The sequence below is a fragment of the Candidatus Nitrotoga sp. 1052 genome, from assembly GCF_927312905.1.
Classification (GTDB): domain Bacteria; phylum Pseudomonadota; class Gammaproteobacteria; order Burkholderiales; family Gallionellaceae; genus Nitrotoga.
Genome location: NZ_CAKMHQ010000056.1, coordinates 1 through 25,047, shown reverse-complemented (window position 1 = coordinate 25,047; position 25,047 = coordinate 1). Strand labels below are relative to the sequence as shown.

Genomic DNA, 25,047 nt, shown 5'->3' with positions numbered 1-25,047 from the left:
GTGGCCAATCTGATCACTGTTCTCATCTGCACCCACAACCGAGCCGATTTGCTGGAACGGCTGCTGGCTTCACTGAATGCAGCACATCGACCAGAAATGCCAGTACGGATTCTGGTGGCAGCAAATGCCTGCACCGACGATACGGTGGCGCGCATGCAGGCATATGAGACGCAACAAGCAACTAATGGTTGGCTGCCGCTACGCCTGATTGAAGTACCCACGCCGGGCAAGTCGCATGCGCTCAATCGGGCCATTCCAGAAATCGACACTGAACTGACCGCCTTTGTCGATGATGACCATCGAGTCGATGAAAATTATCTGGTTGCAATTGCACATGCTGCCCAAAGCTGGCCCGATGCGGGTTTGTATTGTGGTCGCATCTTGCCTGACTGGAATGGAACTGAGCCCGCATGGGTGCATGACGAAGGACCGTATCGAATTTACCCGCTGCCAGTGCCACGCTATAACCAGGGCGATCAACCCAAAACGATCACGGCGGAAGAAGGCCCTATCCCCGGGGGCGGCAATCTCGTGGTGCGACACCACGTGTTCGCCCTTGCCGGGCAGTTTTCAACCGAGCTTGGGCCGCACGGTCACGATTTGGGTGGCGGCGAGGACAGCGAATATGTATTGCGTGCCATGATTCGCGGTATACGTTGCCAGTACGCGCCGGACATAGTTCAGCATCATTATGTGGATATTGATCGCCTGAAACTCAGCTACCTGCTTAAAAAAAGTTTTCAGCGCACCCGCTCCACCTCGCGCATTCAGGGCCATGGCCGGATACCGCTCTATATGTGGCGCAAGCTGGCTGAATATGGGCTTCACAGCGTGTTCAGCCGATCATGGGCCAAGCGGCGTTTCTACTGGATGCGGACGGCTGCCGCCTTGGGAGAACTGCAAGGCCGTCGGGAATCGGGCCATCGTGGTAAAGACCTTTCGCTTCCCCCTGATCGCGGCAACTTGCTCATTGTAGCGCTGGCGATTTCGACAGTTACCTGTGGATTGATTGCCTGGTTTACCAGCGGCAGTGCACGCTGGGCTGGTGGATTACCTGCGTTATTTGTGGCAGGCGTAGGTTCTATGGCACTGCTGACAAAATCGCTAATGGATTTTTCTCAAACCGGGCCACGCATTCAAAAAGAAGTACTCGCCCATTACCGGCGCTACACCCTGTTTGCGCTCGCCCGTCTATCTGCCTGGGCATTTTCTATCATGCTATTTACTGGCAGTGCAGGAGTATTACTGTATTACATGTTGAATGTAAGTCTGAGCGGCGAATGGTCAAGTGGCCTTGCAACACTCGCGGCAGTGCTGGGTATATCGGGCGCGGTCATGCTGCAATTTATCCGCAAGCTGCGCTTCAATCCGGGGTTGCTCGTCGCCTCCATGCATTACCGCATTAGCCGCTTTTATGGGCTGTGGCGCTGGATGACGCCGGAGCGCATTTATCTAATGCAGTTTGCGTGTATTTCTGCCACTTTGTTGTTGCTGATCGCCACTTCATTACAATTGATCAAGCAGAACCAGATGGCCGATCTGATTGCGTTGTGGGCTGCTGTGCTATTTTTTGCAGGCACAATTACCTGGGCGGCTTGGTTGCCCGAGGCACGTCCACCCCGCCGAACACCCGAACGTGCGGCCGATGCGCCACCCAATATTCTCATGATCGGATCAGACACCTTGCGTGCAGATCGGCTGGGTACGCTGGGATATCGACGCGCCCTCACGCCCAATATTGATAAACTGGCCGAGCTGGGGGTGCTGTTTTCCAATTGCTATGTACCCTGCGCTCGCACCGCTCCCAGCCTGATTTCGCTAATGACAGGTACTTGGCCGCACACCCACGGCATTCGCGACAATTTTAACGCGGACGATGTTACCCGGCTAAAAGTCGATGCACTGCCCCATCTTCTCAAGGCACAGGGCTACCGCACCGCTGCTATCTCCGACTGGTGCGGCGGCGACATGGGCAAATTCTCCTTCGGTTTCGATTACACCGACCTGCCAGAAGACCAGTGGAACCTAAAATATCTGATCCGGCAGGGGCCTAAGGATTTACGCCTTTTTTTATCGCTGTTTACCCACAACCGGTTGGGGCGACTGATGCTCCCGGAAATTTATTACCTAGGAGGCGTACCGCTGACCCAACCGATGGGCAAATATGCCCGGCATCTGGTTTCGCGTCTATCGGAAAGTACCCAACCATTTTTTCTCAATGTGTTTTATTCCACCACGCACCCGCCGTTTGCCTCCGAATGGCCGTGGTACACGCGCTTTGCCGATCCGTCCTATAACGGTGAATCCAAGTTCGCCATGGCCAAGCTGACCGATCCGTTCGATATCATCCGTCGCCAGGGCGCGCCTAAAGAAGAGTTCGATCTTGACCAGATCATCGATCTGTATGACAGCTGCGTGGCGCAATTCGACGATGAAGTCGGGCGCATGCTGCAACACCTCGACACCTGTGGGCTGGCGGGTAACACTATCGTCGTCGTCTATTCCGATCACGGCATGGAGTTTTTCGAGCACAATACCTGGGGGCAGGGCAATTCGGCGGTGGGCGATTTCAGCCCGCGCATTCCACTTCTGATCAGCGATCCTCGCAAGCCCGCCAGCAGAAAAGTAGACCAAGTGGTTCGCAGCATCGATCTTGCGCCCACACTGCTGGAATTGGCCGGTGCAAACCCCGCCGCCAACATGGATGGGGTTTCCCTTGCGGCTTGTTTTAGTCAACATGAACACTGTCCGCAACTCGATGCCTTCAACGAAACCGGCATGTGGATCACTGACATTCCGGGGCTGCCCGACAAACACTTGCGTTATCCCGACCTGCTGGAACTGATCGCAGTGCCCGACCGCGAAAGCGGCACCCTCACGCTCAAGCCCGAATACCTGCCTATTGTGCTCACGGCCAAAGATCGCATGCTGCGCAGCGGGCGCTGGAAACTGGTATACCAACCCTTGGAAGAGGGCTATCAGCTGATGCTCTTCGATGTTGAAAGCGACCCCGGCTGTACCCGCGATGTCATCGACTGCCAACCCGAAGTCGCTCAATCACTGTGGCAGCGACTCGAGCTCTACATACAACCGGAGGAGCGCATTGCAAATCACCATGCAGTGACTTGCGGTGAGGGTGCAATCGTGAAATTGCCCGCGCTCACGTCCACGCACTTGCGCAGAAAAATACTGGCGAATGTCCGAGCTGCCTTCGACTGGTGCTTCGAAAGATTCGCCCACCGTACTCGAGTGCTTTTTGTGCTGACCGACAGCTATGGCTTTGCCTGTCAATCGCCAGTCATCCGTGCACTGCAGGCCTGCCCGGATGTGCTGGTGCTGATCACGACCGACAAACCCGACGTAGTAAACGACATCGATTTCGCCACGCCGGAAGATCGCGTACTATTCCATTCCCTGCAACTACCAAGCCGGCGCGCCCGCCTAAGTAAATGGCACATGCTGGTCAGCACACACATGAACCCCTTTTACCCGGCATTCAACGCTTTACGCCTATACATGCATCACGGCCCCGGGTTCGGCATCCTCGGCAATAAAACCGGACCGATCAAGCAATGCGATATTTTTTGCGGCCTCTCGGAAGCCGAATATGATTGGTTCGACCGTTACCAGCCTGGACTTTTCAATGAACGGCGGGTATTCATCCCCGTTGGCTTCCCCAAGAGTGACGCACTCTGCAGGGGGGAATTCGACCGCCGTGCCGTGCTCGAACAACTGGGGCTTCCCGATCGCATGACCCTGCTCATCACCTCACACTGGCAGCCGCAAGCCATTTTGCGCAGTTACAACGCCGCACCACTGCGCGCGCTGGCGCAAGCCTTCCCCGAGTGCAATCTCATCCAGACCGGGCATCCCTGGCTGTGGAAAGCCAACCACAACGTGCCCGCTGATTGGCAGGCCGCCGTGCTCGAAGACATGCGCATCATCGAAGCACAGTATCCCCATGTCCGTTTCATTCAGACCAGCGATGTCGAAACCCTGCTGGCGGCGGCTGATCTTTTGGTTGGCGATTACAGTTCGGTGATGTCCACTTACAGCTTGCTCGACCGCCCCATCGTATTCTTCGACCAACCGGATTTTGAGTTCACCTTTGCCGGCTTGAAGGATATTTTCGTCGGCGCCTCGCATTCATTCAGCCGTCTCGACGAGCTCGTGCCCGCCTGCCAAGCCGCGTTGTCCAACCCGCAGGCCAAGGCCGAAGGCCGGGCGCACATGCGCCGCACGTTCTACGCGCACGAAGGCCATTCGGCGGAATACATGGCGGGGTTGATTCAAAAAATCGGGCGTGTCAGTACGACAGACAGTGCTGGATGGCAGCGGGTTCAGGCGTCGGCAATCGGACAATGAAACCATGAGCAAACCTCGTCTTGAACAATTGACCTGGTTGAGAGGCATTGCCGCCTTTCTGGTCATTGTGTCGCACTCGATCAGGGCAACGGAGATTAAATATTCCAGCTTGGACGAGCCCAGCTATTTTTTGCCATTGGGCTTGCTCGATCTGGGCTCTTATGCGGTAGCCCTGTTTTTCGTATTGAGCGGATGCACGCTATGGATCAGCAACGGCAAAATGTCCGGCCTGCGTGACATCCGGCATTACTATCTCAAGCGTACCTTCAGAATCTGGCCGACATTCAACCTGTTCGTTGGTATTTCGGTGCTGCTCATCGTCAACCTCGGCTTGTGGGGTGAGTCATTGAAGCTATCTGTTACGCTGGCATTCACTGTACTGACCACCTATTTCTTTGCTTCAGCAACATATCGATGGATCGAGCTTCCAGGCATTTCTGTTGCGCGCCGTTTGATCACGGGAAAGAATCAAAACACATGATTCGCGACCAATATCGGACAACGACTATTCTAACCCGAAGAAAGCCTGGAAGCTCTGGATATGGGTTGTTGATTTTCTCCACGAGATTACGGCTTGTCGCCAGAATGGCGAACTTGAAAGCAATTTAGAGGCCCCATATTATGCCAATCATTGATCATCAAAACTTATTGACCAATATTACAAAATGCAGCCCAGTGATACTTGAGCTCGGATGCGGCCCAAGAAAGAAGATACCAGAAGCAATAGGCATAGACGCTATCGATTATGAGGGTGTAGACATTGTCGGTGACGTATTTGAAATTCTCGAACGCATCCCACAGAATACGGTTGATGAGTTGCATTCATTTCACTTTTTCGAGCATATTCAAGACTTGCCTAAGTTGGTAGAGGAAGTGAGCAGAGTGCTAAAGCCTGGCGGGAAATTAGTATGTGTTGTGCCTCACTTCACGAATCCCTATTTTTATTCAGACTACACACACAAACAATTCTTCGGGCTTTACTCTTTTTCCTATCTGTCTATTGATAGATTCTTAAAAAGAAAGGTGCCTAACTATAAGAACAAGCCTTCGTTAGAGTTGCTTGGTGTGAAGTTAATTTTTACTTCGCCATTCCGCGGGCGCAAAAAAATTAAAAAAATCATAGAGAAAATCGTTAACTTCAATGTATACACAACGGAGTTCTATGAGGAAAACCTTTGCCATATCTTTCCATGTTATGAAATTCGATACCAGTTACATAAAATCGATTTGCATAAACATGGCTAAATTTTGCCGTATTCAATAATTGCCATGCCAGAAACGAATAAAACAATAAAGGTGGGATGGTGCATATCCGGCGACATGACAGTCGCGAGTTCACGATTGCAAGGATTCCATGTACACAAAGAATTTCTTCAGCGAGGCATCAACTCAGAAATAGTTGCTTCTGATTTCAATAGTCAGCACACGAACTACTCAGGCAAACTGCTTGGTTTAGCACGGCGCTTGCTCCGAAATGGCTATGATGTGTTGCTATTTGAACGCCCCAATTGGATGATGTACAAGCTGAGTCTTTGGTGCCGACTCAACGGGATTCGCACAATCGCCATCCGCTGTGACGACATTCCGGGGGAATATGACCGTTATTTCGATGCTACTATCGTCCCTACTGGAAAGCTTAAGGCACTTTTAAGCGTAAGGCGCGCGTTTGTGATCGAAGACATGATCGAGGTGCCACCCAAGGTATTCAAGAATAACTACGCCGCTTCTGGCGAACGACTTAAGGTTGTTTGGGTGGGACATGGCAGCTACCGTGACTTCATCTCGCAATACCTTGACCGGTTGTCCAGCCTCCAAAGCATCAGCGACAAGGTAGAATTCGTGACCATCTCAAAGGGAAACTGGCCGACACACAAGTGGTCGCTTGATACTGTGTTCTCATACATTCTCAATTGTGACATTGCCATTGTCCCCATGCCGGAAGGGCAACAGTATGTTGCGAAATCGGCAAACCGTCTAAACATGTTCATGGCCTTGGGCATGCCTACGATCGCCAGCCCTTTGCCGGCTTATGAATCTTTCGCACGGCATGGTGAAAACTGCCTTCTGGCCACGAGCATAGAGGAATTCGCTCTGGGAATCGACATGCTTCAAGATCAGGCTACGCGGGAGAAACTCGGATACCATGCACGGGATTGTGCTTGGATGCACTTCAGTCCCGAAAACATTTCCACGCAATGGTTGAAGGTAGTGGAAAGGGTTATCAGTTCTCCTTTGCAGTCCCAAATGGCAGCAGGGCTACAAGATCGCATCCTGGCTTGGATTTTCAATATCTGAATTTTCGATAGTGCTGTTTCTCCCACAATGCCAGGCTCAACAGTAACCAGAATCCCCATGCCTCGTCCGATGATCCAGACAAAAACTCTGCAAACCGGCGGCGCAACGCGCGTTGATTGATGGGATAGCCGAGAAACTCGGTCCGTGACAGCACTTCAGCTTCGAACACTTCGCGCAATGGCCCGCGCAACCATACGCCCATGGGAACGGTGAAGCCGCGCTTGGCCTGGGTTTGGTGTTTGACGTGACGGCTGAGCAGGCGGCGCAGGGGCAGTTTGCCAACGCGTTGCTCGAGGTCGAGACAGCTTTGCCAGTCGGTGCGGCTGGCGACTTCTATGACGCGGCGATCCAGCAAGGGAACGCGCACTTCGAGCGACTCATGCATGCTGGCGCGATCTACCTTGAGCAGGATCATGCTCATGCGCCCGACGAACTCATTGTGGCGAGCCCATTGGGCTGTTTCCGATCGGTCATGCCCCGCGTACTGAAAAAGGTTGCAATCATCCGGCCAGAAAGGTCCTTCGGGAAATACTTCACACAGCCAGTCTTCGTGCAGATGGCTTTGTTTAGAACGGTACCAGTCACCGATCGTGGGCCAGGTAAGCTGTGGGTAGGCGTTGCCAATGCCGAGATGGCGTTTCATCCCCCAACGCATTTTGCGCAGTAGCAGCGGTTGCGCAAAGTCTGGGCTACGTGCCACCACATCTGCGAAACGTTTGGCGTAGCCCCAGAACAATTCGTCGCCACCATCGCCGGATAGCATGACGGTCACCTCGCGCCGTGCCAACCGCGACACCAGCAGGGTTGGGAACATGGAGAAGTCGCCGAAGGGCTCACCGCAGGCTTCGACGACTTCATGAAGCATGGTGAGACTTTGTTCCGGCGTGATGTGCTCGATCACTTGAGTGATGCCGATTTCCTTTGCATAGATGCTTGCATCGGCGGATTCGTCCGTGGCGTGTCCGGCGGTGCCAATGGTGAAGGCTTTGACATCTTCGCGACCGAGAGCGTGGATTTTGGCGGCGACCAAGGGCGAATCAATGCCTCCCGAGAGAAAGGTGCCGACCGGCACATCACTCACCAACTGGCTTTTCACACTGGCGGTGATGGCCTCGTCCAGTGCCTCCACGGCTGCATCGCCGCGCAGGTCGGGTTCGCGCCAAACCAGAAACTCGAAATGGCGACCTTCACGTATTGCACCCAGTGCGTCGATTTCCATCCAGGCGCCTGCTGGCAACATCTGGCTGCCCTTGAGCAACGCGTAGGGCGCGGGTATGTAACCCAGACGCAGATACAAACCGAGCGCATCACCGTTGACTGCACAGGCGCGGCTCAGCGGATGCGCCAAAATCTGGTCATACTGTGAAGCAAACACGAGGCCTTGTGCAGTGTTCAGGACATAGAGCGGTTTGATTCCGGCGTGATCACGCGCCAGCAGCAAGCGCTTTTCCAGCGTGTCATAGAAGGCCAGCGCAAACATACCATTGAAACGCTCGAGCGCCTGCCGGCCCCAGCGGACCAGCGCATACAGGACGACTTCGGTATCGCCGCTTGAACGGAAGCGAACGCCCTGACTTTGCAGCTCGGTGCGCAGTTCGCGAAAGTTGTAAACCTCACCATTGAACACAATGACATAGCGCCCATCATCGCTTGGCATCGGTTGATGCCCGGTAGACGACAAGTCCTGAACCGACAGCCGCCGGAAGCCGAAAGCGCAGCGCACGTGATCGCTCCACAACCCTTCGTCATCCGGGCCGCGTCGCACCATCAGCTCCACCATATCCGGCAAGGGATCGAGGAGATCGGGTCCACTGAAAGAAAACACTCCGCAAATACCGCACATGATAGGGCTACCGAGTCCGGCTCAATTGTTCATTCAAGGCTGGTCAGAATCAGTGCAGAAACGACACCAGGGGTTGGTGGGTGAGCCAATCTTTTCTGGCACGACAACTGGCGATGAAGCAGGAACTGGTTGTGTAGTGGTCGAGCTAACTCCGCTTGTCGCAGCGGCTTGCACAACAGGTATTGGCGTGGGAGGGATTTGCGCAGCCTGCTCGGCCGTGAGTGGGGGAGGCGTAAAAACTTTACCTGTCAGCTGTTTGTATCGTCTTTGCATAGATTTATTATTTGGCGCACGCTGTAACGCTTGCTCCACTACCGTAATAGATTTCGATTGTTGACCGGTATTCTGATAAAGATCACTGAGCGCAACATACGCTTCAACATAGTTTGGATTTCTTTGTAGCGCTTGCTCAAATTCGCTTACCGCTTCGACATTGCGTTTAGCGGCAGCAAGCAACTTGCCTTTCTGAACATGCATCTCTGGCCAAAACGGGTTCGTGGGTGACGAATGACCGAAAGCATAACCTAAATCATCTAATGCACTATCTAAATAAAAACGTTGCGCAGTTTTGTTACCAAAATGACTTTTATACCGATTAATAAAATTGAGTGCAGAACAATAATGGGGGGGGGGGTGGACGCTGCTGTTTGCCTGGCAAAAGGAAGGGAGTCTTAATCTATCAGCCTCAGTACCTGCATAACTACTATCGAAAGCTAAAGCCTGATTTGATCCAAACACGACAAGTATTGACAGTGAAAATGCAATCCGTAATTTGATTAGTCTCATCATTTTTATCCTTGTATTAAATACTACTTAAATGCAGCAGCGGCTAATGATCAGGTATTATTTCGTTTGCAATTGTTGAGTTTTTTCAGCCACTATAGACCAATCAAATTGTTTGATTGCTCTTGTTAATGCATGGTTCCCAATCTGCAGGGCATATTTTGTGTTTTCCAGTATCCGCTGCAATGCGATGGTGACTGCAACGGTATCCGTGCCATTCACTCTAAAACCCGTCACCCCATCCACTACCGCTGCCCCAGTGCCTCCAGCTTGCCCGGCAATGGCGGGCTTGCCACACGCCGCTGCTTCGATAAACACCATGCCAAAACCTTCATTGTCACCATTGATCTCACGGTTAGGCATGATGAATACGTCACAAGCATTGTACCAACGCGGCAGGTCATCAGCACTGACGTGCCCCAATAAGTGCACGCGGTCAGCCACGCCGTGTTTGCGTGCGAGATCGAACAAATAATCGTAATCTTCGCCAATACCAATTAGCACGTACTGTACATCCAACCCCGCCTGAATCAGTGCAGGTAGTGCCTGGATCACCTGGTCAAACCCTTTGCGCCGTGACAGCCGCCCTACCGACAAAATCAGCTTGCCAGCATCCGTTACACCAACTGATTGACGCAAGTTTGCACACGCCAAACCTGGGTGAAAGCGGGTCACGTCCACACCAGGATAAATAAGTGTGATGCTGGCAGGATCCACGTCCATTTTGATGAGTGCATCGCGAGTGAATTCACTATTAGCAATGACTCGGTCAGCGTGACATAAAGCAAAGCGCATTGCCTTATATTTGCCACCGTGCCCCCAGGTGGTAAGTTCCTCGCCGTGGGCGTAGATCACGACCGGGTGGAATGTCAGCCGCGCCACTGCCCAGGCTGTAATGCCTTCCGGCAGGGCGCGACCGGCATGGATAGCAGTGAAGCGGTGGGTAAGCGCCAACCATAAGGATTTAACAAACAGGTTAGCATACATGCCCAACGATTCCGGTCGGAGCCAAGTCACACGATGCATACGGATACGATGTACTGTGTTGGGATGCACTGCATCCACCGCCGCCGCATCCGGCACGTCGGCAGTCACAATGTGAGTTTCCTTGCCCGACAGGCGCCGGTACACCTCGGCAAACCAGACTGCGGTGCCGCCCTTGGTGGGCAGGAATAATTCGGTGAGTACCAGGTAACACGGCATGTTCAGCCTTTAAGAATGGAGAACAAATTGCGCACGCTGCCAAGGCTCGGCGCTTCGATTAACGAAGGTAATACGGCACGTATCGCATCCGTGCGATTGCCTGTTTTACTCAACGCATAGCCCAGATTCAGGCGTGCCTGGCGCAGCCGCGTGGTGTACCCACGACGCACTACGGCGGGCAAGTTGGCGACCTGTTCACCCAGGGCAATCAAAGTACGCACATTTTCGAACTGCGCGCGCACCGGGTCGGCACGTGTGGCACTGGCCGAGTGTATGAAGTAAACCCCCAACGGCGCGCAAACGACCCCAACACGACGACTACGCGCGACCAGACGGGTGAGAAAGTGCACGTCCTCGCACACTTCGAAGCCCAGCGGATACCCGCCCAGCGCAAGAAACGTGGCCAGAGGCACACTGAGTGTGTGGGTATCGCCAAAATGATCGGCCACAAAAGCCTCGAATTCGCACCCTTGCATCACCACCTCGCGTGCGCCCGCCGCTTTTAGCAGCATGTGTTGCCCCGAGTGATTGGCAGCCATCGACGTGCCAATCAGCTTACCCGCCGGGTCGCGGTATTCATAATCTCCGGTCAGAAAATCGAGTTCAGAATCACACGCAATCCAGTCGGCGTGCCATTTCAAGCGGTTGAGATAATACCAGTCATCAGCATCGAGAAATGCCAGCCAGTCGCCGCTAGCTGCCTGTGCCCCGGCGTTACGTGCGGCCGATACACCCGCGTTGTACTGATACAGATAACGAACTTTATCGCCATACGCGGCCACCACCGCGGCGGTGGCATCGCTGGAGCCGTCGTCTACTACAATAATCTCGTGCGCTGGCCAGGTTTGCGCCAGCACCGAATCCAGTGCGCGCGCCAGCGTCGCCGCCGCATTGTAGGCGGGGATGATAACGGAAAATCGTGGGTTACTCATGCTGCAAACTTTCCCAGTAGCCACAACGGCAACACCAGCCCGGTGAGGCGCGCCAGTTTGGTAAAACGCGGGAGGTTGTGGATGCGTGCCAGCCACGCACTCAGATGTTGGTGCAGGCCGGTTTCGATCAGTTCCGCATCCTTGTGCGCCATAGCCTCGGCGATTTCCTTGGTGGACAAGAAACGCAGCGTGGGGTATGCAGCGCAAGCCTTACCCAACAAGCTATCCAGCTCTTGTATGGCTGCGTTGGCAGATTCTCCAATAAAATTGAAGCGGTGGGTTTCCAGCAGCGTTGGACGAGCGCACCCAGTTTGCCGCGCCAGCGCCGCCAGCCCTTGTTCAGCGCGGTGGCCGAGAGCAGGCTCGAAATACTGGTCGCGCACCACGTATAGCACGTTGCCCTGGCCGCGTTCGCCGTTCAGTATGCTCCGCCCATCACCCGCCGGGCGACCTTGTGCATCGCGGTATTCGTAACGCGTGCCAGGGGTGATGATGCAGCGCACGCCATGCGCCGACCAGGCATGTTCGACCGCATCATTCCATACAAAGGTAGTAGGCACGGCAACCTGCGCCGTCATGCCGAAAATGCGCTGGAATGCAGCGGTTTCAGCGGCAGCGGCTTCGTTGATTTCCGGGATTGAGAGCGGCAGCGAGGGCAATACGGCAGCCGCAGTCCAGCGGCTTTGCAGCGGCGAGGGCAGGTCTTCGGTGCGCGGCAGGGCATCGCCCGCCAGCCATGCTGCCACCCGCTTGTCGGTTTGGGCGGCGGCCATGACGGCAGGGGGCCAGTAGTGTTCCATGCCGTGCAACTGGGGAGCGAACACGCCCTCATCGATACCGGCGCGCAACGCGGCCAGCACTGACGTCAAGCGCACATCGTCCAATGCGATACGTAGATACTCACGGCCAGCAGCAGCGCGTATCGCCTCGGTGTCGGCGATGGCCAGTACAATGCCCAACGTCATCACCGGGGGCCGCCCAGTGTGATCGCAGTGGCGGTTGAGCAGCGTACGCAGAGCATCCAGCGCTACCGCCTGGGACAGCACACCCGCGCCCCAGTCGTCGCTTTCGATCACCAGTACAGGGCAGCGCCATACCGGCTCATGCCACAAGGTAATAAGCCGCCCGGCATACAACGCCAATAACAGCGCCCAAGCCAGCAACGGCAGCAGCAGCAACATGTTCAGAGCTTGTACCCCATCGCCCGCGCCACAGCGGCCACTTCCGGCAGCACGCGCTCGACGCGGTCACAGTTGCGCCCATCTTTCCATTTGTCTAGCCGAATTTCAGAAAAGGCGTTATAGGGCGTAGACAAGACATTTGCGCAGTGTTGTTCAAGATCGTGAGTAAACGTCAGACCACATTGCTCGAAAGCTTGGCGAAATCCTGCAACCGGGTCACGTACCAAGTCTTCATAAAACACCTCAGTCCACTGTTGTGCGGGAATTCGTTTTTTTGCCGCAAGAATTTCTTCATTAATAGCGCGGTATTGAAAAGCACAGACCTCCTCAATAGATTTGTCGAGATAATCGCGCCAGCCATTGGACAGAAAAAAACACCATTGTATGTAGCGCCCGTTGTCTACTGAGACTTTTTCCTTCAGTTCGCTGGACCAAGTGGCGAATTCTTCGGGCTTGCCCCAACCCTCAATCAGAGAGTGAAGGTTGTCACCAGGATTGCGTTTTACATAAACGAAATGCGCATCAGGAAATAAAGTATATAGATATGGTACGCATAAGCCATTTTGGTTGTTCTTGTCGACAAACCTCGTTTTACCAGTATAAGCATAAAAATAGCGAGCCACAGCATCCCTGTCGTTCTGAGTGGCGTCTTGTGTACCCAATGCATGGGTAGCCCAGTGCTTGTTGGCCAGAGGGTGCATTCCCGTCCAAAAATCATGCGTTTCCCGCTGAAGTGTGCCTAAATTCTTTGATTCAGAAAAGGTTTTGTACACCAAAGTGGTACCCGCTCGGCTACAGCCGATGACGAAGACAGGACGCTCTACAGGTAAACGGCGCATACCCCACAACGCACCACGCGTTGAACGTAGGATCTGCCGCCCATGATAGCGAAGCGTTTTATCGACTTTTATCCAGAACTCACTCAATTGAAATTTTTGAAATAATGTTTATGAAAATCTAGAACCTTAAACTGGAACAGAACTTTTGATGTGTATGCCCTTATCATCAAGTTGCCAAATCTCTCTATCGAGAAAGAAGGCGTGAATCCCTCTTTCCGGTAGATGATGGGATAGGATAGCCGTATTCAGATTGCATCCCATAGCTTTTTAATATCATCAATTGGCGTTTTCCATAATTGAATATTATAAAGTAACATGCTGGCATAAGTATAAGTAACAAAAGAATTGCATGGGAGAAATACATGGTTATTGCATTGATATGTGAAATTCTATCGTGAGCATTAACTAAGGAGATTGCATGAATGGAATGTGTGGTTGGTTTGGTGGCGAGAGGGATCCTATTCTTGCTAAGGAAATAACCGATGCCATGGTGGACGCTATGACTGACGAAAAAGCCGATTCGATCCGGTCGCTTTACGGTTGTTGTGTGGGAGTAGCAGCTTGGTCAAAAATTGACCAGGCAAGTTGCCATGAAGAAGGCTTGCTCAAGGTAGTTATTGTCGGCAATGTATATTGGGGAAACGATGAGTTAAATGAGTTGGCTCAAGAGGAAACTTCAGCCGCTGCAGTGGCTAAAGCCTACTCTCGGTCAGGGAATGCCTTTCTTGAGGATATGCATGGAGCTTTCTGCGTTGCTGTTATTAATGCACAGGAAGGTACGGCCATTGTCGCCATTGATCGATTGGGTATTTATTCCATTTGCTATGCCGCACCATGGAACCATTTTATTTTCGCGACCAGCACAAACGGGGTAGTCGCTCATCCCGATATGGAGCGAGTGATTGATCCTCAAGCGATATTTAATTATTTATTTTTTCATTCAGTTCCTTCTCCAGGAAGTATATATAAAAATGTGCGCAAGCTTCTGCCCGGACAGTATGCGCTATTCCAAAATGGGAAAGTTGAAACGAATTTTTATTGGCACCTGAAGTATGCTGATTCGGGTCAAAGCCACTTTACACAACGCCAGGAAAGTCTCAAAAAATTGCTGCAAACCGCTTTGAGAAGATCGGTAACTGATGAACAAGTAGGCGCCTTTCTAAGTGGTGGTACGGACAGCTCTACTATCGCGGGGGTACTCGCCCAGTCATTTAATAAACCAGCAGATACTTTTTCTATTGGATTTGCAGCCGAAGGCTACGATGAAATGGAATTTGCACGAATTACTAGCAAGCATTTTGGCACCCGTGCTCACGAATACTATGTTACGGCACAAGATGTCGTTAATACGATCCCGCTGATTGCCCAAGCCTACGACGAGCCCTTTGGAAATGCATCGGCAGTCCCTACATATTGCTGTGCCAAATTGGCCAAAGAGCAAGGCATCCGGCTGATGCTGGCGGGGGACGGTGGGGACGAAATTTTTGGCGGAAACGCGCGCTATGCCAAACAAAAAATATTCGAAGCTTATTCTCTTGTACCCGCAATGCTGCGACATAGCATACTGGAGCCTGTTATGTTTGGCGTGCCGGGCATAGATCACATTCCATTATTGAGAAAATTAAAAAGCTACATCGCACAAGCCCGAATTCCATTACCAGATCGGTTGGAATCTTATAATTTTTTACGTCGCGCTTCGCTGAACGAGATATTCACTGCTGACTTCTTGGCTCAAGTGAATCACCAAGAACCGGACGCACTGCTGCGAGCAGAATATGGGCGTACCGATTCCATTTCATCCATCAATCGAATGCTTAATCTCGATTTGAAATTCACATTGGCCGACAATGACTTGCGCAAGGTTAACCGAATGTGCGAATTGGCGGGTGTAGCTGTCCATTACCCTCTGTTGGATGAAGACATTGTCACGTTCGCAGCGCAACTTCCCCCTTCGCTTAAAGTAAAGGGGTTGAAGCTCAGATATTTTTTCAAGGAAGCGCTCAAAGATTTTTTGCCCCAAGAGACTCTCACCAAGAGCAAGCAAGGATTTGGTTTACCTTTTGGCGTCTGGATGCAATCTTATCTCCCACTGCAAGAATTGACCTACGACAGCTTGAAATCATTGCGCAAGCGCGGTTATATCAGACCAGAATACCTTGATGCGTTGATAGAACAACACCGCTCGGGACATGCAGCTTATTACGGCGTTATGATTTGGGTGCTGATGATGCTGGAGCAATGGCTGCAGCATCATGAAAGCTAGAGGATATGAGCAAAATTTGCAGCCCGGCAACCTGGATAGGTATGGAATCCGATGTCCCGTCCAAAAATGCCTTGATCTGCACCAAGGTCTGTAGCTTTGCTTCTTCCATGTTGATCACCATGCTTCGCATAATGACCGACCCAGCAAATCAATTTCAGACTCTCAAGAATCACAATATATCCACATCATTAGTTGAATGATTTTTTAAATTGATTGAGGAGCGGGAACGAGTTGCATGCCAAGTTTTTCAGCGCGCTTGGCGAGGACGAGCGGCAAGCCGTCTTTTGTGAAGTGCGGCGGCCGCTAACCGCAAAGACTGAGCAGCGCGATTGGTTGTGCGTTTGGATGCGCACGAGAGTACTTTACCACTGGAAATCTTTGTGCCAGGACACAGTCCCAGCCAGGAGGCAAAATGCTTCGCGCTTTTGAAGCGGGACATGTCGGGACCGACTTCGGCAATCACCTTGAGCGCGGTCATCTGGTTGATACCGTTGATCCGAGTCAGATCGACACCGCACAGTCGAAACAGGTAGGTTCGCACATCGAATTGCGGTGCATTCTTGGAGTTCGATGCGCGTCGACCCCGGCCCGGATCACTATCATCATCGCCAACGAGCGTTGCCAGTATGCTTTCGAGTTTGGTGTCACATTCAGTCAGCAGCGTTCCATAATTATCATAGAGCGCCATCGCCTGCTTGAGTGCGAACAAATGCTCCTCGCGCCAGTTGCCCTGAAGCGACTTGGCGATCTCCTCTTCGCTGGCGCGAATGCGGGCATTCTTCATCTTCGCCAGCACATGACCGTCACGTTCGCCCGCAATAATACCGCGTACAATTTTTTGCCCCGTTTCGCCAACGATGTCTGAAATCACGTTGGCCAGTTGCACGTTCATCTGGGTTAACGTTTTTTTGCATGTGCTGAATATGCCGACCTTGAGAGGTCAGCAACATGTCGCGTTGTCGTGATACCGCACGCAGCATGCTGTCGCACCTGACAGCGACGAAATTAATACGCAACCTACACTTGCCTTCCACCGCGTAATCCAAAGCGCGATCCTGCATGTGAAATCAACTAACAAGAAAGAAGTATTCGGCAGAAACATTCTGGTTTTTCTACTTAATGAGTATGATTCCCATGCTGTATCCCTACTTAACCAACGCACCATATACACGCTGGACGACAGCACAGACAAGAACGATAGCAGCGCAGTTTCTAACGTGTATAGCAATGCAGGTATCGTTGATCCTCACGACGTGCATCGTGCTGCCAAGAATGAATCGCTACTAGCCGCCGGGCTGATGCCAAAGGTGAGTATAGATGAGACTGGCGCTAACCTGGGCTACTACAGTGCCGATTTGGGAGCCGACACGCTGGCTGCGTTGGCCAATGCAGCACGCTAATGATTGTATAGGATAACGAGAGAAGGTATTTGCGTTGGAATTAGTCTGACGCAAATACCCTAACATCCAAGCTACGCTCCGCCGCAATTATTTCCGGCGCTCGCATATTATTATGCCCATCGCTATAAACCAACGCCAGCGTCTTAACCTCAATTCAAATACATCGTCCGGATACTCAGAGCAACCATAGTTTTTAATCAAGTTGCACGAGCGCCAACAAATCTGTTCAGGTATCAATGCACACTTGATCAAATCCCCCTGCGCGAAAATCATTACGGTCACGGAGTAAATTTGATGCGTTGGTTGTATGCCTGTGTCAAGAGCGAAGTATGCGCCATCAGCAAAGCTGGCAGCGCATTTCGACACGATCAAAATCAGAAGTGACCATCATCGCACTATCTTCAATCACCTAAAGCTGCAAGAAAATAGACAATGACACTACCAGGCAGGACTGAATAAGATTGTGGAGGGGCTATGCTTGGTCAGTGAGCTCACTGACCAAGCATAGCAGACGGAATAAGCAATAGGGCAGCTGAATCAAAAATCAGATAATCTTCTAGACTGATTTAGCTTTGAATTGGCTACTAAAACTCTTAGGGTCTATGACATGCATTGTCAGCCTTTTTTTACCGGAAAACATCAACTTAGATAACTGTATGTGCATTGGGATCTACAAAAAGCTTAGGCAATCCCGCGATCTTACATCCTTGCTCCGCCGGACCTGAAGGGAACAGATCGTACAGGTACGGGCTTTTGCCTTTTTCTTCGCCTAATTCCTCGCTGACTGCTTGGGTTAATTCACGAATATTTGGAGTGCTTTGATGTTGTTTGTAGTACGCGCGCAAAAATTTGATAATTTCCCAGTGATTATCGGTCATTTCCAATTCTTCGGCCTGTGCAATGAATTTCGCGATGTCCATGTTCCAGTCGTCAAAATTGACGAGATAACCTTCCTTGTCGGTTTCATAGGTTTTTCCATTAACATCGATGGCGGGCATAATTTTTTTCCTGTTTGACAATTTAAAGCATAAAAAATATAAAACAAGCATGGACAACTTTACTGATAGCAGCAAAGCCGTCGCAGTCTATGTAAAGTGGCATCCTCAGTCAAGACAATAAATAACGGATACCTATTTCAAAAAGTGTGCAACCTCGTAAAATGCAGAGCAAACAATTGGCAGGCTCAAGAATCAACCACAACAGTTAATGTTTAGTCTCAAATTTAGCGAGATCCATACTGAGCAGGAGCTCGTTGAAAACCGCGACCGGCGATCGAAATCCGAGCGATTTCCTCGGACGTGCATTCAAGCTCCTGCAGCGCGCAACAATGCAAGTACTCAAAGCGTATACTTCACGCGGTAAATTGCCCCTGCAAGGTCGTCACTAATGAGCAGCGAACCGTCAGGCATGACTAGAACGTCGGCAGGACGACCCCAAACCGATTCTTTGCCGCTGGCATCCTTATGCAACCAGCCGTTAATGAAAGGTTCATGACGAACGACTTGACCCTGGTTGTCAAGCGCCACCCTGACAATCTGGTAGCCAACTTTTTTGCTTCTGTTCCATGAACCATGTTCAGCAATGAACACGTTGTTCCGATATGCATCTGGGAATTGCTTACCTGTGTAAAACCGCATGCCTAGAGACGCGACGTGTGCCCCAAGCTTAACCACCGGCGTCACGAACTCTTCACATTTTCGCTTGTTCCCAAATTCCGGGTCTGGCGTATCACCTTGATGGCAGTATGGATAGCCGAAATGTTGACCGGGCTTTAAGACGTGATTGAGTTCGTCACTCGGTAGATCATCTCCCAGCATGTCCCGCCCATTATCGGTGAACCACAGCGAACTATCGGTCGGGCTCCAGTCAAAGCCGACTGAGTTCCTTACGCCACGTGCCACAACTTCCATTGCGCTACCATCGGGTTTCATCCGCTGGATATTGGCAAAGCGCTCGTCTGGATTGCAGATATTGCAAGGCGCACCAACTGGTACATACAGCCAGCCATCCGGACCGAAGGCAATAAACTTCCAGCCGTGATGGGCTTCGATGGGAAGGCGATCAGTGACAACAATGGGTTTGGGCGGATTGGTTAATCGATCATCGATTCCATCCAGACGAAGAATTCGGGATACGGCAGATACATATAACTGGCCCTCTCGATAAGCCACGCCTACGGGCTTAGTCAGACCCGATGCAATAATGTGTACCGCAGCAGCTCGATCCTGCTTCAGCTCAACTGCATAGACGTTTCCGGCAGTCATACTACCTACGTAAAGTATACCCCGCCCATCCGCGTATCGACCTAGGGCCATCTGACGCGCATTCGGCACGGCATCGGTCAGCAATTCAATTTGAAAACCAGGCGGAAGGCGCAGCTTATCGAGTTGCAGACTATCGGCCAAGGACATATTTGTTAGTCCGAGCAGCATGAGGCAAAGAGACAGTAATCTGAATGTGATTCTATGCATTACGGCGACAGTCAGTGAATAGTATATAAAGTATGGCTAATTCAAGTTCGGAGTGTAATAGTTAATTATAACTCCAACAAATATCAATAATAATGGTGGGCAAAACAGTTTTATGTGCTGGCGGACTACATGCTTCCTGACCCACTGCGCATATCGATTACTTTACAAATCTTTAACTAAAGATAAATTAAGAAATAATATGCATACAGTTCATTCACAACAAACACTTTATTACAAATGACGAATTCCGAGCACTTAATTAGTGCGACATGCATTTGAAGATGCATAAAATTGGTGCATAAAAATCCTTTTATATATTAATAAAATATATCAATATATTGTTTTTATTAACTAAATTATAGTGGCACGAAAGCTGCTTTTCACTGATTGGGCGTTCCTTAATTTCGCTCTCAATCTTAGAAAGAAACGCCATGTACAAAACTAAATTATTCATTATTGCTCTAGGTGGTTTGTTTATGCTTCCAGCAGTAGCTGCCGACGAACCCGCTTCTCTATTTAAAGATAATGGCATTGAAGTCGGCGGTTGGATCAATGCGGGAATAACTTATAACGCGAATAACCCAGCTGATAGATTCAATGGCCCTGTCACTTTCGCTGATCGCTCCAAAGAATTTCAATTGAATCAGTTTAATGTATTTATACAGCGCGCCGTGGTAACGGAGGGTAAAGCGTGGGATTTCGGGGGACGATTCGATTTAATGTTCGGTACCGACGCAATTTTTGCCCAAGCGTACGGCATCCCCGCATTCGATGTGAATACCGGGCAACCTTTGAAAAGGAGCAATTGGGATCTGAATTTATGCTGTTCTTCTAGCCGCTTCTACAATATGGCATTACCACAGGCTTATATAGAAACCTATGTGCCGGTCGGAAACGGCCTGAATCTCAAGATCGGTCATTTTTACTCGCCAACCGGTTATGAAACTGTTCCAGCACCTGATAACTTCTTTTATACACGTTCCTACACCTTTAGTAATGGCGAACCATTTACCCATACCGGCTTGGTGGGCAACTATGCGGTCAACAAGAATTGGTCGTTTATGGGCGGCGCAATCACCGGCAGCGCAACCGGCGGTTGGGATGGTGGTTGGGATAAAGAAATGAGTAATTGGGGAGGATTAGCCGGAACTACCTGGACCAGCGACGACAAGAGAAGCTCAGCCAATCTCACCGGCTCCTACAGCAGGACTTCTACACGAAGCAATGAGCCTTGGAGTTTCTACAGCCTTGTATTGCAACATAAAATCACCCCACAAACGCTCCTGGTTTTGCACCAAACTAGTGGATTCGCGGGCGGGACTTTCATGCCTGACGGCCATAAGGATGTTACTTGGCATGGCCTCGACATGCAGTTGCATCATGATCTCAGGGAGGATTTGTCGGTGGGCATCCGTGGTGAGTGGTTCCGTGATAAAGACGGCTTCCGTGTTTGCTCGCCAGTCCGGGTCGCTCAAGCAACCAATAGCGTACACATTAGCTTCGCGGCTGACTTCCTGGCTACCTGTAAACCTGCCGATTATTATGGTGTCACCATAGGCATGAATTGGAAACCGGCGAAACAGTTAAAAATGGATTCGAAGCCGATGCAAAAGCTGAATATTCGCCCAAACATCCGTTACGACAGAGTGGATGGCATTGGTCAGGCTTACAGGCCTTTTGATAATAGAAAGGATCAATTGCTAGTTTCGGTCGATGCGACGATCCCGTTCTGAGTCAGCATTTTTTGGATAGGCCGAACTCTGCCTTACCAAACACACTCACAATGAAATGATGGTTTTCATTTTTGAGGAAGCGTTACTGGTCCATCAACAATAGATTCTGAATAACGCTGTTTACGCTCTACCACACATGAGGAGTGATAATTATGAAAATGGTTACTGCAATCATCAAGCCGTTCAAACTCGACGAAGTACGCGAGGCTCTGACTGCGATTGGCGTGCTGGGTATAACCGTAACGGAAGTGAAAGGCTTTGGCCGGCAAAAGGGGCATACCGAGTTGTATCGCGGCGCAGAATACGTGGTGGACTTTCTGCCCAAGGTCAAGCTGGAAGCTGCTATTGAAAAGGACATGCTAGAGAGGGTACTCGAAGCCATCGAAAAATCTGCACACACCGGCAATATTGGTGACGGCAAGATATTCGTCCACAACATAGAACAAGTAATTCGCATCCGTACCGGCGAAACTGGCGCAGAAGCCTTGTAAGGAGAACGCCATGAAAAACCTTCTTACTCTTTTCTTGCTGCTGGGCATGCTGTATGGCCTGGTAGTCCCGGCATTTGCGGATGAGCCCGCCCCTACGGCAGCATCGACAATAACCGCAGTCCAGACTGCTACGGCAACCGACGCGGTCAAGCCCGCCCAAGCGGCAGCCACACACGCTGCCACACCCACGCCCAACAAGGGTGATACAGCGTGGATGCTTACGGCCACCCTGCTGGTAATCATGATGTCCATCCCCGGCCTCGCGCTATTCTACGGCGGCCTGGTGCGCAGCAAGAATATGTTGTCCATCCTGATGCAGGTGTTCGCCATCTTCGCGCTGATCATCGTGCTGTGGGCCATCTACGGTTACTCGCTGGCATTCACGCAGGGTAATGCATTTATCGGCGGATTTGACAGGCTGTTCCTGAAGGGTATCTTTGATCCGGTAACCGGTAGTGTCGCTAATGCGGCAACCTTCAGCAAGGGCGTGGTGATTCCTGAGTTCGCATTCGTAGTTTTTCAAGCTACCTTCGCCGCTATCGCCGTTGCATTGATTGTGGGTGCTTTCGCCGAACGGATGAAGTTCACCGCTGTGCTGTTGTTCTCCGCATTGTGGTTTACCTTCGCGTATGTGCCGATTGCGCACATGGTGTGGTTTTGGATGGGGCCGGATGCCTACACCACTCAGGCTGCGGCTGATACTGCAACGGCAGCAGCAGGATGGCTGTTCCAGAAGGGCGCATTGGACTTCGCAGGCGGCACTGTGGTGCATATCAACGCGGCTGTTGCGGGTTTGGTCGGTGCCTTCATGGTTGGCAAGCGCATTGGCTACGGCAAGGAACCAATGGCACCGCACAACATGGTCATGACCATGATAGGTGGCTCTCTGCTGTGGGTTGGTTGGTTCGGCTTCAATGCCGGCTCGGCTCTAGAAGCATCCGGTACGGCCACGCTGGCCTTTGTCAACACGCTCGTTGCTACTGCAGCCGCCGCACTCACATGGACGCTGGCTGAACAGTTATTGAAAGGCAAGCCATCCGTGCTGGGTGCAGTTTCCGGAGCGGTCGCTGGCTTGGTTGCCATTACTCCCGCCTGCGGTTGGGTGGGTGTAGGCGGCGGCTTGATCATTGGGGCACTGGCTGGCGTGGCTTGTTTCTGGGGCGTAACCGGCCTGAAGAAACTGCTGGGGGCAGATGATGCGCTGGATGTGTTCGGCATCCACGGTATCGGTGGTATTTTGGGTGCATTACTCACCGGCGTGTTCAACACCTGGAGCATGGGTGGCACCGGTATCGTTGATTATGTCAATAACACTATCGTCGACACCACTATCAGCGGACAAGTGTGGATACAAACGCAAGCCGTGCTGACCACGATAATTTGGTCCGGTGTAGTCGCCTTCGTTTGCTACAAGATTGTAGATATGACCATCGGTTTGCGTGTGAAAGAAGAAGAGGAGCGCGAAGGGCTGGATACTACAACTCACGGCGAACGCGCTTACAACCTCTAATCTGTCTTATCCCGAAGCATTCCCATTAGTTTCACTCATTCACGGGTGCTGCAAGGCGCCCTTTTTTGGATTAGGTGTATCCCAAGGCTGATTGCGCTCGAGAAGCATTACTAGTCCATCAACAATAGATTCTGAATAACGCTGGTTACGCTCTACCACACATGAGGAGTAATAATGATGAAAATGGTTACTGCAATCATCAAGCCGTTCAAACTCGACGAAGTACGCGAGGCTCTGACTGCGATTGGCGTGCTGGGTATAACCGTAACGGAAGTGAAAGGCTTTGGCCGGCAAAAGGGGCATACCGAGTTGTATCGCGGCGCAGAATACGTGGTGGACTTTCTGCCCAAGGTCAAGCTGGAAGCTGCTATTGAAAAGGACATGCTAGAGAGGGTACTCGAAGCCATCGAAAAATCTGCACACACCGGCAATATTGGTGACGGCAAGATATTCGTCCACAACATAGAACAAGTAATTCGCATCCGTACCGGTGAAACTGGCGCAGAAGCTTTGTAAGGTGGCACGTCAAGCTGAACGCATTACGTTTCCGCATCACAACTTGAATACTTGCTCGATCAAGGAACGGCTCTGTTGTACGGCGCTATGCGGGGGATGGCTTTGTGCGGGCTGCTACATAAAACTGTAGATTCCCACCTACGCGGGAAGGGTAGCGACCGTAATGGCAACTGTCATGAATTTATATTAGACACTGTTCAAGATGCGGCCTGATACGGGCAAGCTGGGCTGGCCATCAGGGCCGTATAAACCATTGGCACTATGTGTGGCATTGTGCAGCACGGTTAGTGTCTGCTGGTTATGACGCATTTTTACTTGAATTAATTCACCATTGGTGCGGTTCATATGCTGTGCATGGGTAGCCAGTTGCCGGATTTCTTGCCACGTTGGCAAATTAATTGCAGTGTGGGTTTGCAACCAGGATTCCATACTGCCGGGTTCAATTTTTATACCCCGCGCAAGCATGCCATTCCTCCGCGCATTCACCAACTTGGTCAACTCCTGCACCATTTGGGTCTTGTTATCAGCCAGCGCTTGTATTTGTTCGGTCTGTTCGTTAAGTAAGGCTTGTTGTTCAGTTTCGAGCAAGCGTATGAATGCATGCAAGGCAGTGCGCTCTGCATGTATCTGAGAGATAAATTCTGCCGTCGCTGCGGCAGGTGTGTCGTTAACCATATTGCGTCAGGTTTTGTGCGAACTAATCAAGTCCTTCACCGTTTGGATCAGACCATCAGCCACAGCACTGGAATTTACCTGAAAACGGCCTTCACTGATGGCTTGCTTAATATCTGCGACTTTAGCTGCATCCACTAGCGGTGTGTTTGCCATGCTGCTTTCCATTTTTTGAAGTTGTGCGGAAGTTGCTCCCAGATGTACGCTGGTGTCGGTGGATTGTGTGCTACCCGCAGGGTTAGCGGTGGGCGCACGCGCTCGCTCTTCACCCGACGTGGTAGTAGGCAACGGTTTACTATTTTTTTCGATTTTCATGATGACCTCTTTTTCCAACGCGGATAAAATGTACTATCGGCAGCTAAATGCAAAACTTTAGAACACGGCTTTTATACACCAGCAAAACTTTCTGCACAATATGGCTCGCAAGATAGACATGCAAATAAACTTATGAAGCAACCTAGCTCTTAGATGCTAATGTTACACAATATATCTACAGGCTAGCAGCCTGTCGGGCTACCCGTTAATTCTGCCAGCCACCTGGTATTGCCGG

The 25,047-nt window shown here is 51.2% G+C and carries 21 protein-coding genes; 10 read left to right on the top strand and 11 right to left on the bottom strand.

The window, feature by feature from the left end; translation table 11 throughout:
• From MJ768_RS11550 to MJ768_RS11535, 4 genes are all read left to right on the top strand, one after another.
• Complete coding sequence (locus tag MJ768_RS11550) at positions 1–4,365, top strand: sulfatase-like hydrolase/transferase (RefSeq protein WP_239291968.1); 4,365 nt, start codon at positions 1–3, stop codon at positions 4,363–4,365.
• Positions 4,366–4,369: 4 nt separating this feature from the next.
• Positions 4,370–4,846: an acyltransferase family protein gene (locus MJ768_RS11545; protein ID WP_239291966.1), complete on the top strand. Its 477-nt coding sequence runs from the start codon at positions 4,370–4,372 to the stop codon at positions 4,844–4,846.
• Between the two features lie 140 nt (positions 4,847–4,986).
• Positions 4,987–5,610, top strand: coding sequence for a class I SAM-dependent methyltransferase (locus MJ768_RS11540; protein ID WP_239291964.1), 624 nt, complete (start codon positions 4,987–4,989; stop codon positions 5,608–5,610).
• A gap of 75 nt (positions 5,611–5,685) precedes the next feature.
• Positions 5,686–6,660: a glycosyltransferase gene (locus MJ768_RS11535; protein ID WP_239291962.1), complete on the top strand. Its 975-nt coding sequence runs from the start codon at positions 5,686–5,688 to the stop codon at positions 6,658–6,660.
• On the opposite strand, the gene asnB is transcribed toward MJ768_RS11535, so the two are convergent.
• Genes asnB through MJ768_RS11505 form a run of 6 tightly spaced genes read right to left on the bottom strand, consistent with a single transcriptional unit; the run spans position 6,650 to position 13,441 of the window.
• Positions 6,650–8,503 carry an asparagine synthase (glutamine-hydrolyzing) gene (asnB, locus tag MJ768_RS11530; RefSeq protein ID WP_256449859.1) on the bottom strand — a complete coding sequence of 618 codons (1,854 nt, stop codon included), beginning with the start codon at positions 8,501–8,503 and terminating at the stop codon, positions 6,650–6,652. The two genes, MJ768_RS11535 and asnB, sit on opposite strands and share 11 nt — an antisense overlap.
• A gap of 33 nt (positions 8,504–8,536) precedes the next feature.
• A complete protein-coding gene (locus MJ768_RS11525) occupies positions 8,537–9,292 on the bottom strand; it encodes a tetratricopeptide repeat protein (protein ID WP_239291960.1) in 756 nt (251 codons plus the stop codon).
• Positions 9,293–9,346: 54 nt separating this feature from the next.
• On the bottom strand, positions 9,347–10,489 hold the full coding sequence (locus MJ768_RS11520) for a glycosyltransferase family 4 protein (protein WP_239291959.1): 1,143 nt from the start codon (positions 10,487–10,489) through the stop codon (positions 9,347–9,349).
• Between the two features lie 2 nt (positions 10,490–10,491).
• On the bottom strand, positions 10,492–11,421 hold the full coding sequence (locus MJ768_RS11515; protein ID WP_239291958.1) for a glycosyltransferase family 2 protein: 930 nt from the start codon (positions 11,419–11,421) through the stop codon (positions 10,492–10,494).
• Positions 11,418–12,602 (bottom strand): hypothetical protein, encoded by a 1,185-nt coding sequence (locus MJ768_RS11510; RefSeq protein ID WP_239291957.1) that lies wholly within the window; start codon positions 12,600–12,602, stop codon positions 11,418–11,420. Before MJ768_RS11510 ends, MJ768_RS11515 begins: the two co-directional genes overlap by 4 nt.
• A 2-nt stretch (positions 12,603–12,604) precedes the next feature.
• Positions 12,605–13,441, bottom strand: a complete 837-nt coding sequence (locus tag MJ768_RS11505; protein WP_239291956.1) for a sulfotransferase family protein — start codon at positions 13,439–13,441, stop codon at positions 12,605–12,607.
• 418 nt (positions 13,442–13,859) lie between these two features.
• Between MJ768_RS11505 and MJ768_RS11500 the strand changes: the two genes are divergently transcribed.
• Positions 13,860–15,704 carry an asparagine synthetase B family protein gene (locus MJ768_RS11500; protein WP_239291955.1) on the top strand — a complete coding sequence of 615 codons (1,845 nt, stop codon included), beginning with the start codon at positions 13,860–13,862 and terminating at the stop codon, positions 15,702–15,704.
• 247 nt (positions 15,705–15,951) lie between these two features.
• Here MJ768_RS11500 and MJ768_RS11495 read toward each other — a convergent pair whose 3' ends face one another.
• Positions 15,952–16,596: a transposase gene (locus MJ768_RS11495; protein WP_239291953.1), complete on the bottom strand. Its 645-nt coding sequence runs from the start codon at positions 16,594–16,596 to the stop codon at positions 15,952–15,954.
• A gap of 169 nt (positions 16,597–16,765) precedes the next feature.
• On the opposite strand from MJ768_RS11495, the gene MJ768_RS11490 reads away from it, so the two are divergent.
• A complete protein-coding gene (locus tag MJ768_RS11490) occupies positions 16,766–17,104 on the top strand; it encodes a hypothetical protein (protein ID WP_239291952.1) in 339 nt (112 codons plus the stop codon).
• Positions 17,105–17,748: 644 nt separating this feature from the next.
• On the opposite strand, the gene MJ768_RS11485 is transcribed toward MJ768_RS11490, so the two are convergent.
• Positions 17,749–18,102: a TusE/DsrC/DsvC family sulfur relay protein gene (locus MJ768_RS11485; protein ID WP_239291951.1), complete on the bottom strand. Its 354-nt coding sequence runs from the start codon at positions 18,100–18,102 to the stop codon at positions 17,749–17,751.
• A gap of 339 nt (positions 18,103–18,441) precedes the next feature.
• A complete protein-coding gene (locus tag MJ768_RS11480) occupies positions 18,442–19,515 on the bottom strand; it encodes a PQQ-dependent sugar dehydrogenase (protein ID WP_239291949.1) in 1,074 nt (357 codons plus the stop codon).
• A gap of 491 nt (positions 19,516–20,006) precedes the next feature.
• On the opposite strand from MJ768_RS11480, the gene MJ768_RS11475 reads away from it, so the two are divergent.
• From MJ768_RS11475 to MJ768_RS11460, 4 genes are all read left to right on the top strand, one after another.
• Positions 20,007–21,308: a porin gene (locus MJ768_RS11475; RefSeq protein ID WP_445082997.1), complete on the top strand. Its 1,302-nt coding sequence runs from the start codon at positions 20,007–20,009 to the stop codon at positions 21,306–21,308.
• Positions 21,309–21,460: 152 nt separating this feature from the next.
• Positions 21,461–21,799, top strand: coding sequence for a P-II family nitrogen regulator (locus tag MJ768_RS11470; protein WP_239291948.1), 339 nt, complete (start codon positions 21,461–21,463; stop codon positions 21,797–21,799).
• A 10-nt stretch (positions 21,800–21,809) separates the two neighbouring features.
• Positions 21,810–23,309: an ammonium transporter gene (locus MJ768_RS11465; RefSeq protein ID WP_305855928.1), complete on the top strand. Its 1,500-nt coding sequence runs from the start codon at positions 21,810–21,812 to the stop codon at positions 23,307–23,309.
• Positions 23,310–23,486: 177 nt separating this feature from the next.
• Complete coding sequence (locus tag MJ768_RS11460) at positions 23,487–23,825, top strand: P-II family nitrogen regulator (RefSeq protein WP_239291948.1); 339 nt, start codon at positions 23,487–23,489, stop codon at positions 23,823–23,825.
• A 186-nt stretch (positions 23,826–24,011) separates the two neighbouring features.
• On the opposite strand, the gene MJ768_RS11455 is transcribed toward MJ768_RS11460, so the two are convergent.
• Both MJ768_RS11455 and flgM read right to left on the bottom strand, forming a co-directional pair.
• A complete protein-coding gene (locus MJ768_RS11455; RefSeq protein WP_239291947.1) occupies positions 24,012–24,500 on the bottom strand; it encodes a flagella synthesis protein FlgN in 489 nt (162 codons plus the stop codon).
• A gap of 6 nt (positions 24,501–24,506) precedes the next feature.
• Complete coding sequence (flgM, locus tag MJ768_RS11450) at positions 24,507–24,812, bottom strand: flagellar biosynthesis anti-sigma factor FlgM (RefSeq protein WP_239291946.1); 306 nt, start codon at positions 24,810–24,812, stop codon at positions 24,507–24,509.
• Positions 24,813–25,047 lie beyond the last annotated feature (235 nt).

Excerpts from the sequence above, each read along its gene's own strand:
- MJ768_RS11545 (WP_239291966.1), top strand. The coding sequence starts at position 4,370 with ATGAGCAAACCTCGTCTTGAACAATTGACCTGGTTGAGAGGCATTGCC.
- MJ768_RS11540 (WP_239291964.1), top strand. The coding sequence starts at position 4,987 with ATGCCAATCATTGATCATCAAAACTTATTGACCAATATTACAAAATGC.
- MJ768_RS11535 (WP_239291962.1), top strand. The coding sequence starts at position 5,686 with ATGACAGTCGCGAGTTCACGATTGCAAGGATTCCATGTACACAAAGAA.
- asnB (WP_256449859.1), bottom strand. The coding sequence starts at position 8,503 with ATGTGCGGTATTTGCGGAGTGTTTTCTTTCAGTGGACCCGATCTCCTC.
- MJ768_RS11525 (WP_239291960.1), bottom strand. The coding sequence starts at position 9,292 with ATGATGAGACTAATCAAATTACGGATTGCATTTTCACTGTCAATACTT.
- MJ768_RS11520 (WP_239291959.1), bottom strand. The coding sequence starts at position 10,489 with ATGCCGTGTTACCTGGTACTCACCGAATTATTCCTGCCCACCAAGGGC.
- MJ768_RS11515 (WP_239291958.1), bottom strand. The coding sequence starts at position 11,421 with ATGAGTAACCCACGATTTTCCGTTATCATCCCCGCCTACAATGCGGCG.
- MJ768_RS11510 (WP_239291957.1), bottom strand. The coding sequence starts at position 12,602 with ATGTTGCTGCTGCTGCCGTTGCTGGCTTGGGCGCTGTTATTGGCGTTG.
- MJ768_RS11505 (WP_239291956.1), bottom strand. The coding sequence starts at position 13,441 with ATGCGCCGTTTACCTGTAGAGCGTCCTGTCTTCGTCATCGGCTGTAGC.
- MJ768_RS11500 (WP_239291955.1), top strand. The coding sequence starts at position 13,860 with ATGAATGGAATGTGTGGTTGGTTTGGTGGCGAGAGGGATCCTATTCTT.
- MJ768_RS11495 (WP_239291953.1), bottom strand. The coding sequence starts at position 16,596 with ATGAACGTGCAACTGGCCAACGTGATTTCAGACATCGTTGGCGAAACG.
- MJ768_RS11485 (WP_239291951.1), bottom strand. The coding sequence starts at position 18,102 with ATGCCCGCCATCGATGTTAATGGAAAAACCTATGAAACCGACAAGGAA.
- MJ768_RS11480 (WP_239291949.1), bottom strand. The coding sequence starts at position 19,515 with ATGTCCTTGGCCGATAGTCTGCAACTCGATAAGCTGCGCCTTCCGCCT.
- MJ768_RS11475 (WP_445082997.1), top strand. The coding sequence starts at position 20,007 with ATGTACAAAACTAAATTATTCATTATTGCTCTAGGTGGTTTGTTTATG.
- MJ768_RS11470 (WP_239291948.1), top strand. The coding sequence starts at position 21,461 with ATGAAAATGGTTACTGCAATCATCAAGCCGTTCAAACTCGACGAAGTA.
- MJ768_RS11465 (WP_305855928.1), top strand. The coding sequence starts at position 21,810 with ATGAAAAACCTTCTTACTCTTTTCTTGCTGCTGGGCATGCTGTATGGC.
- MJ768_RS11460 (WP_239291948.1), top strand. The coding sequence starts at position 23,487 with ATGAAAATGGTTACTGCAATCATCAAGCCGTTCAAACTCGACGAAGTA.
- MJ768_RS11455 (WP_239291947.1), bottom strand. The coding sequence starts at position 24,500 with ATGGTTAACGACACACCTGCCGCAGCGACGGCAGAATTTATCTCTCAG.
- flgM (WP_239291946.1), bottom strand. The coding sequence starts at position 24,812 with ATGAAAATCGAAAAAAATAGTAAACCGTTGCCTACTACCACGTCGGGT.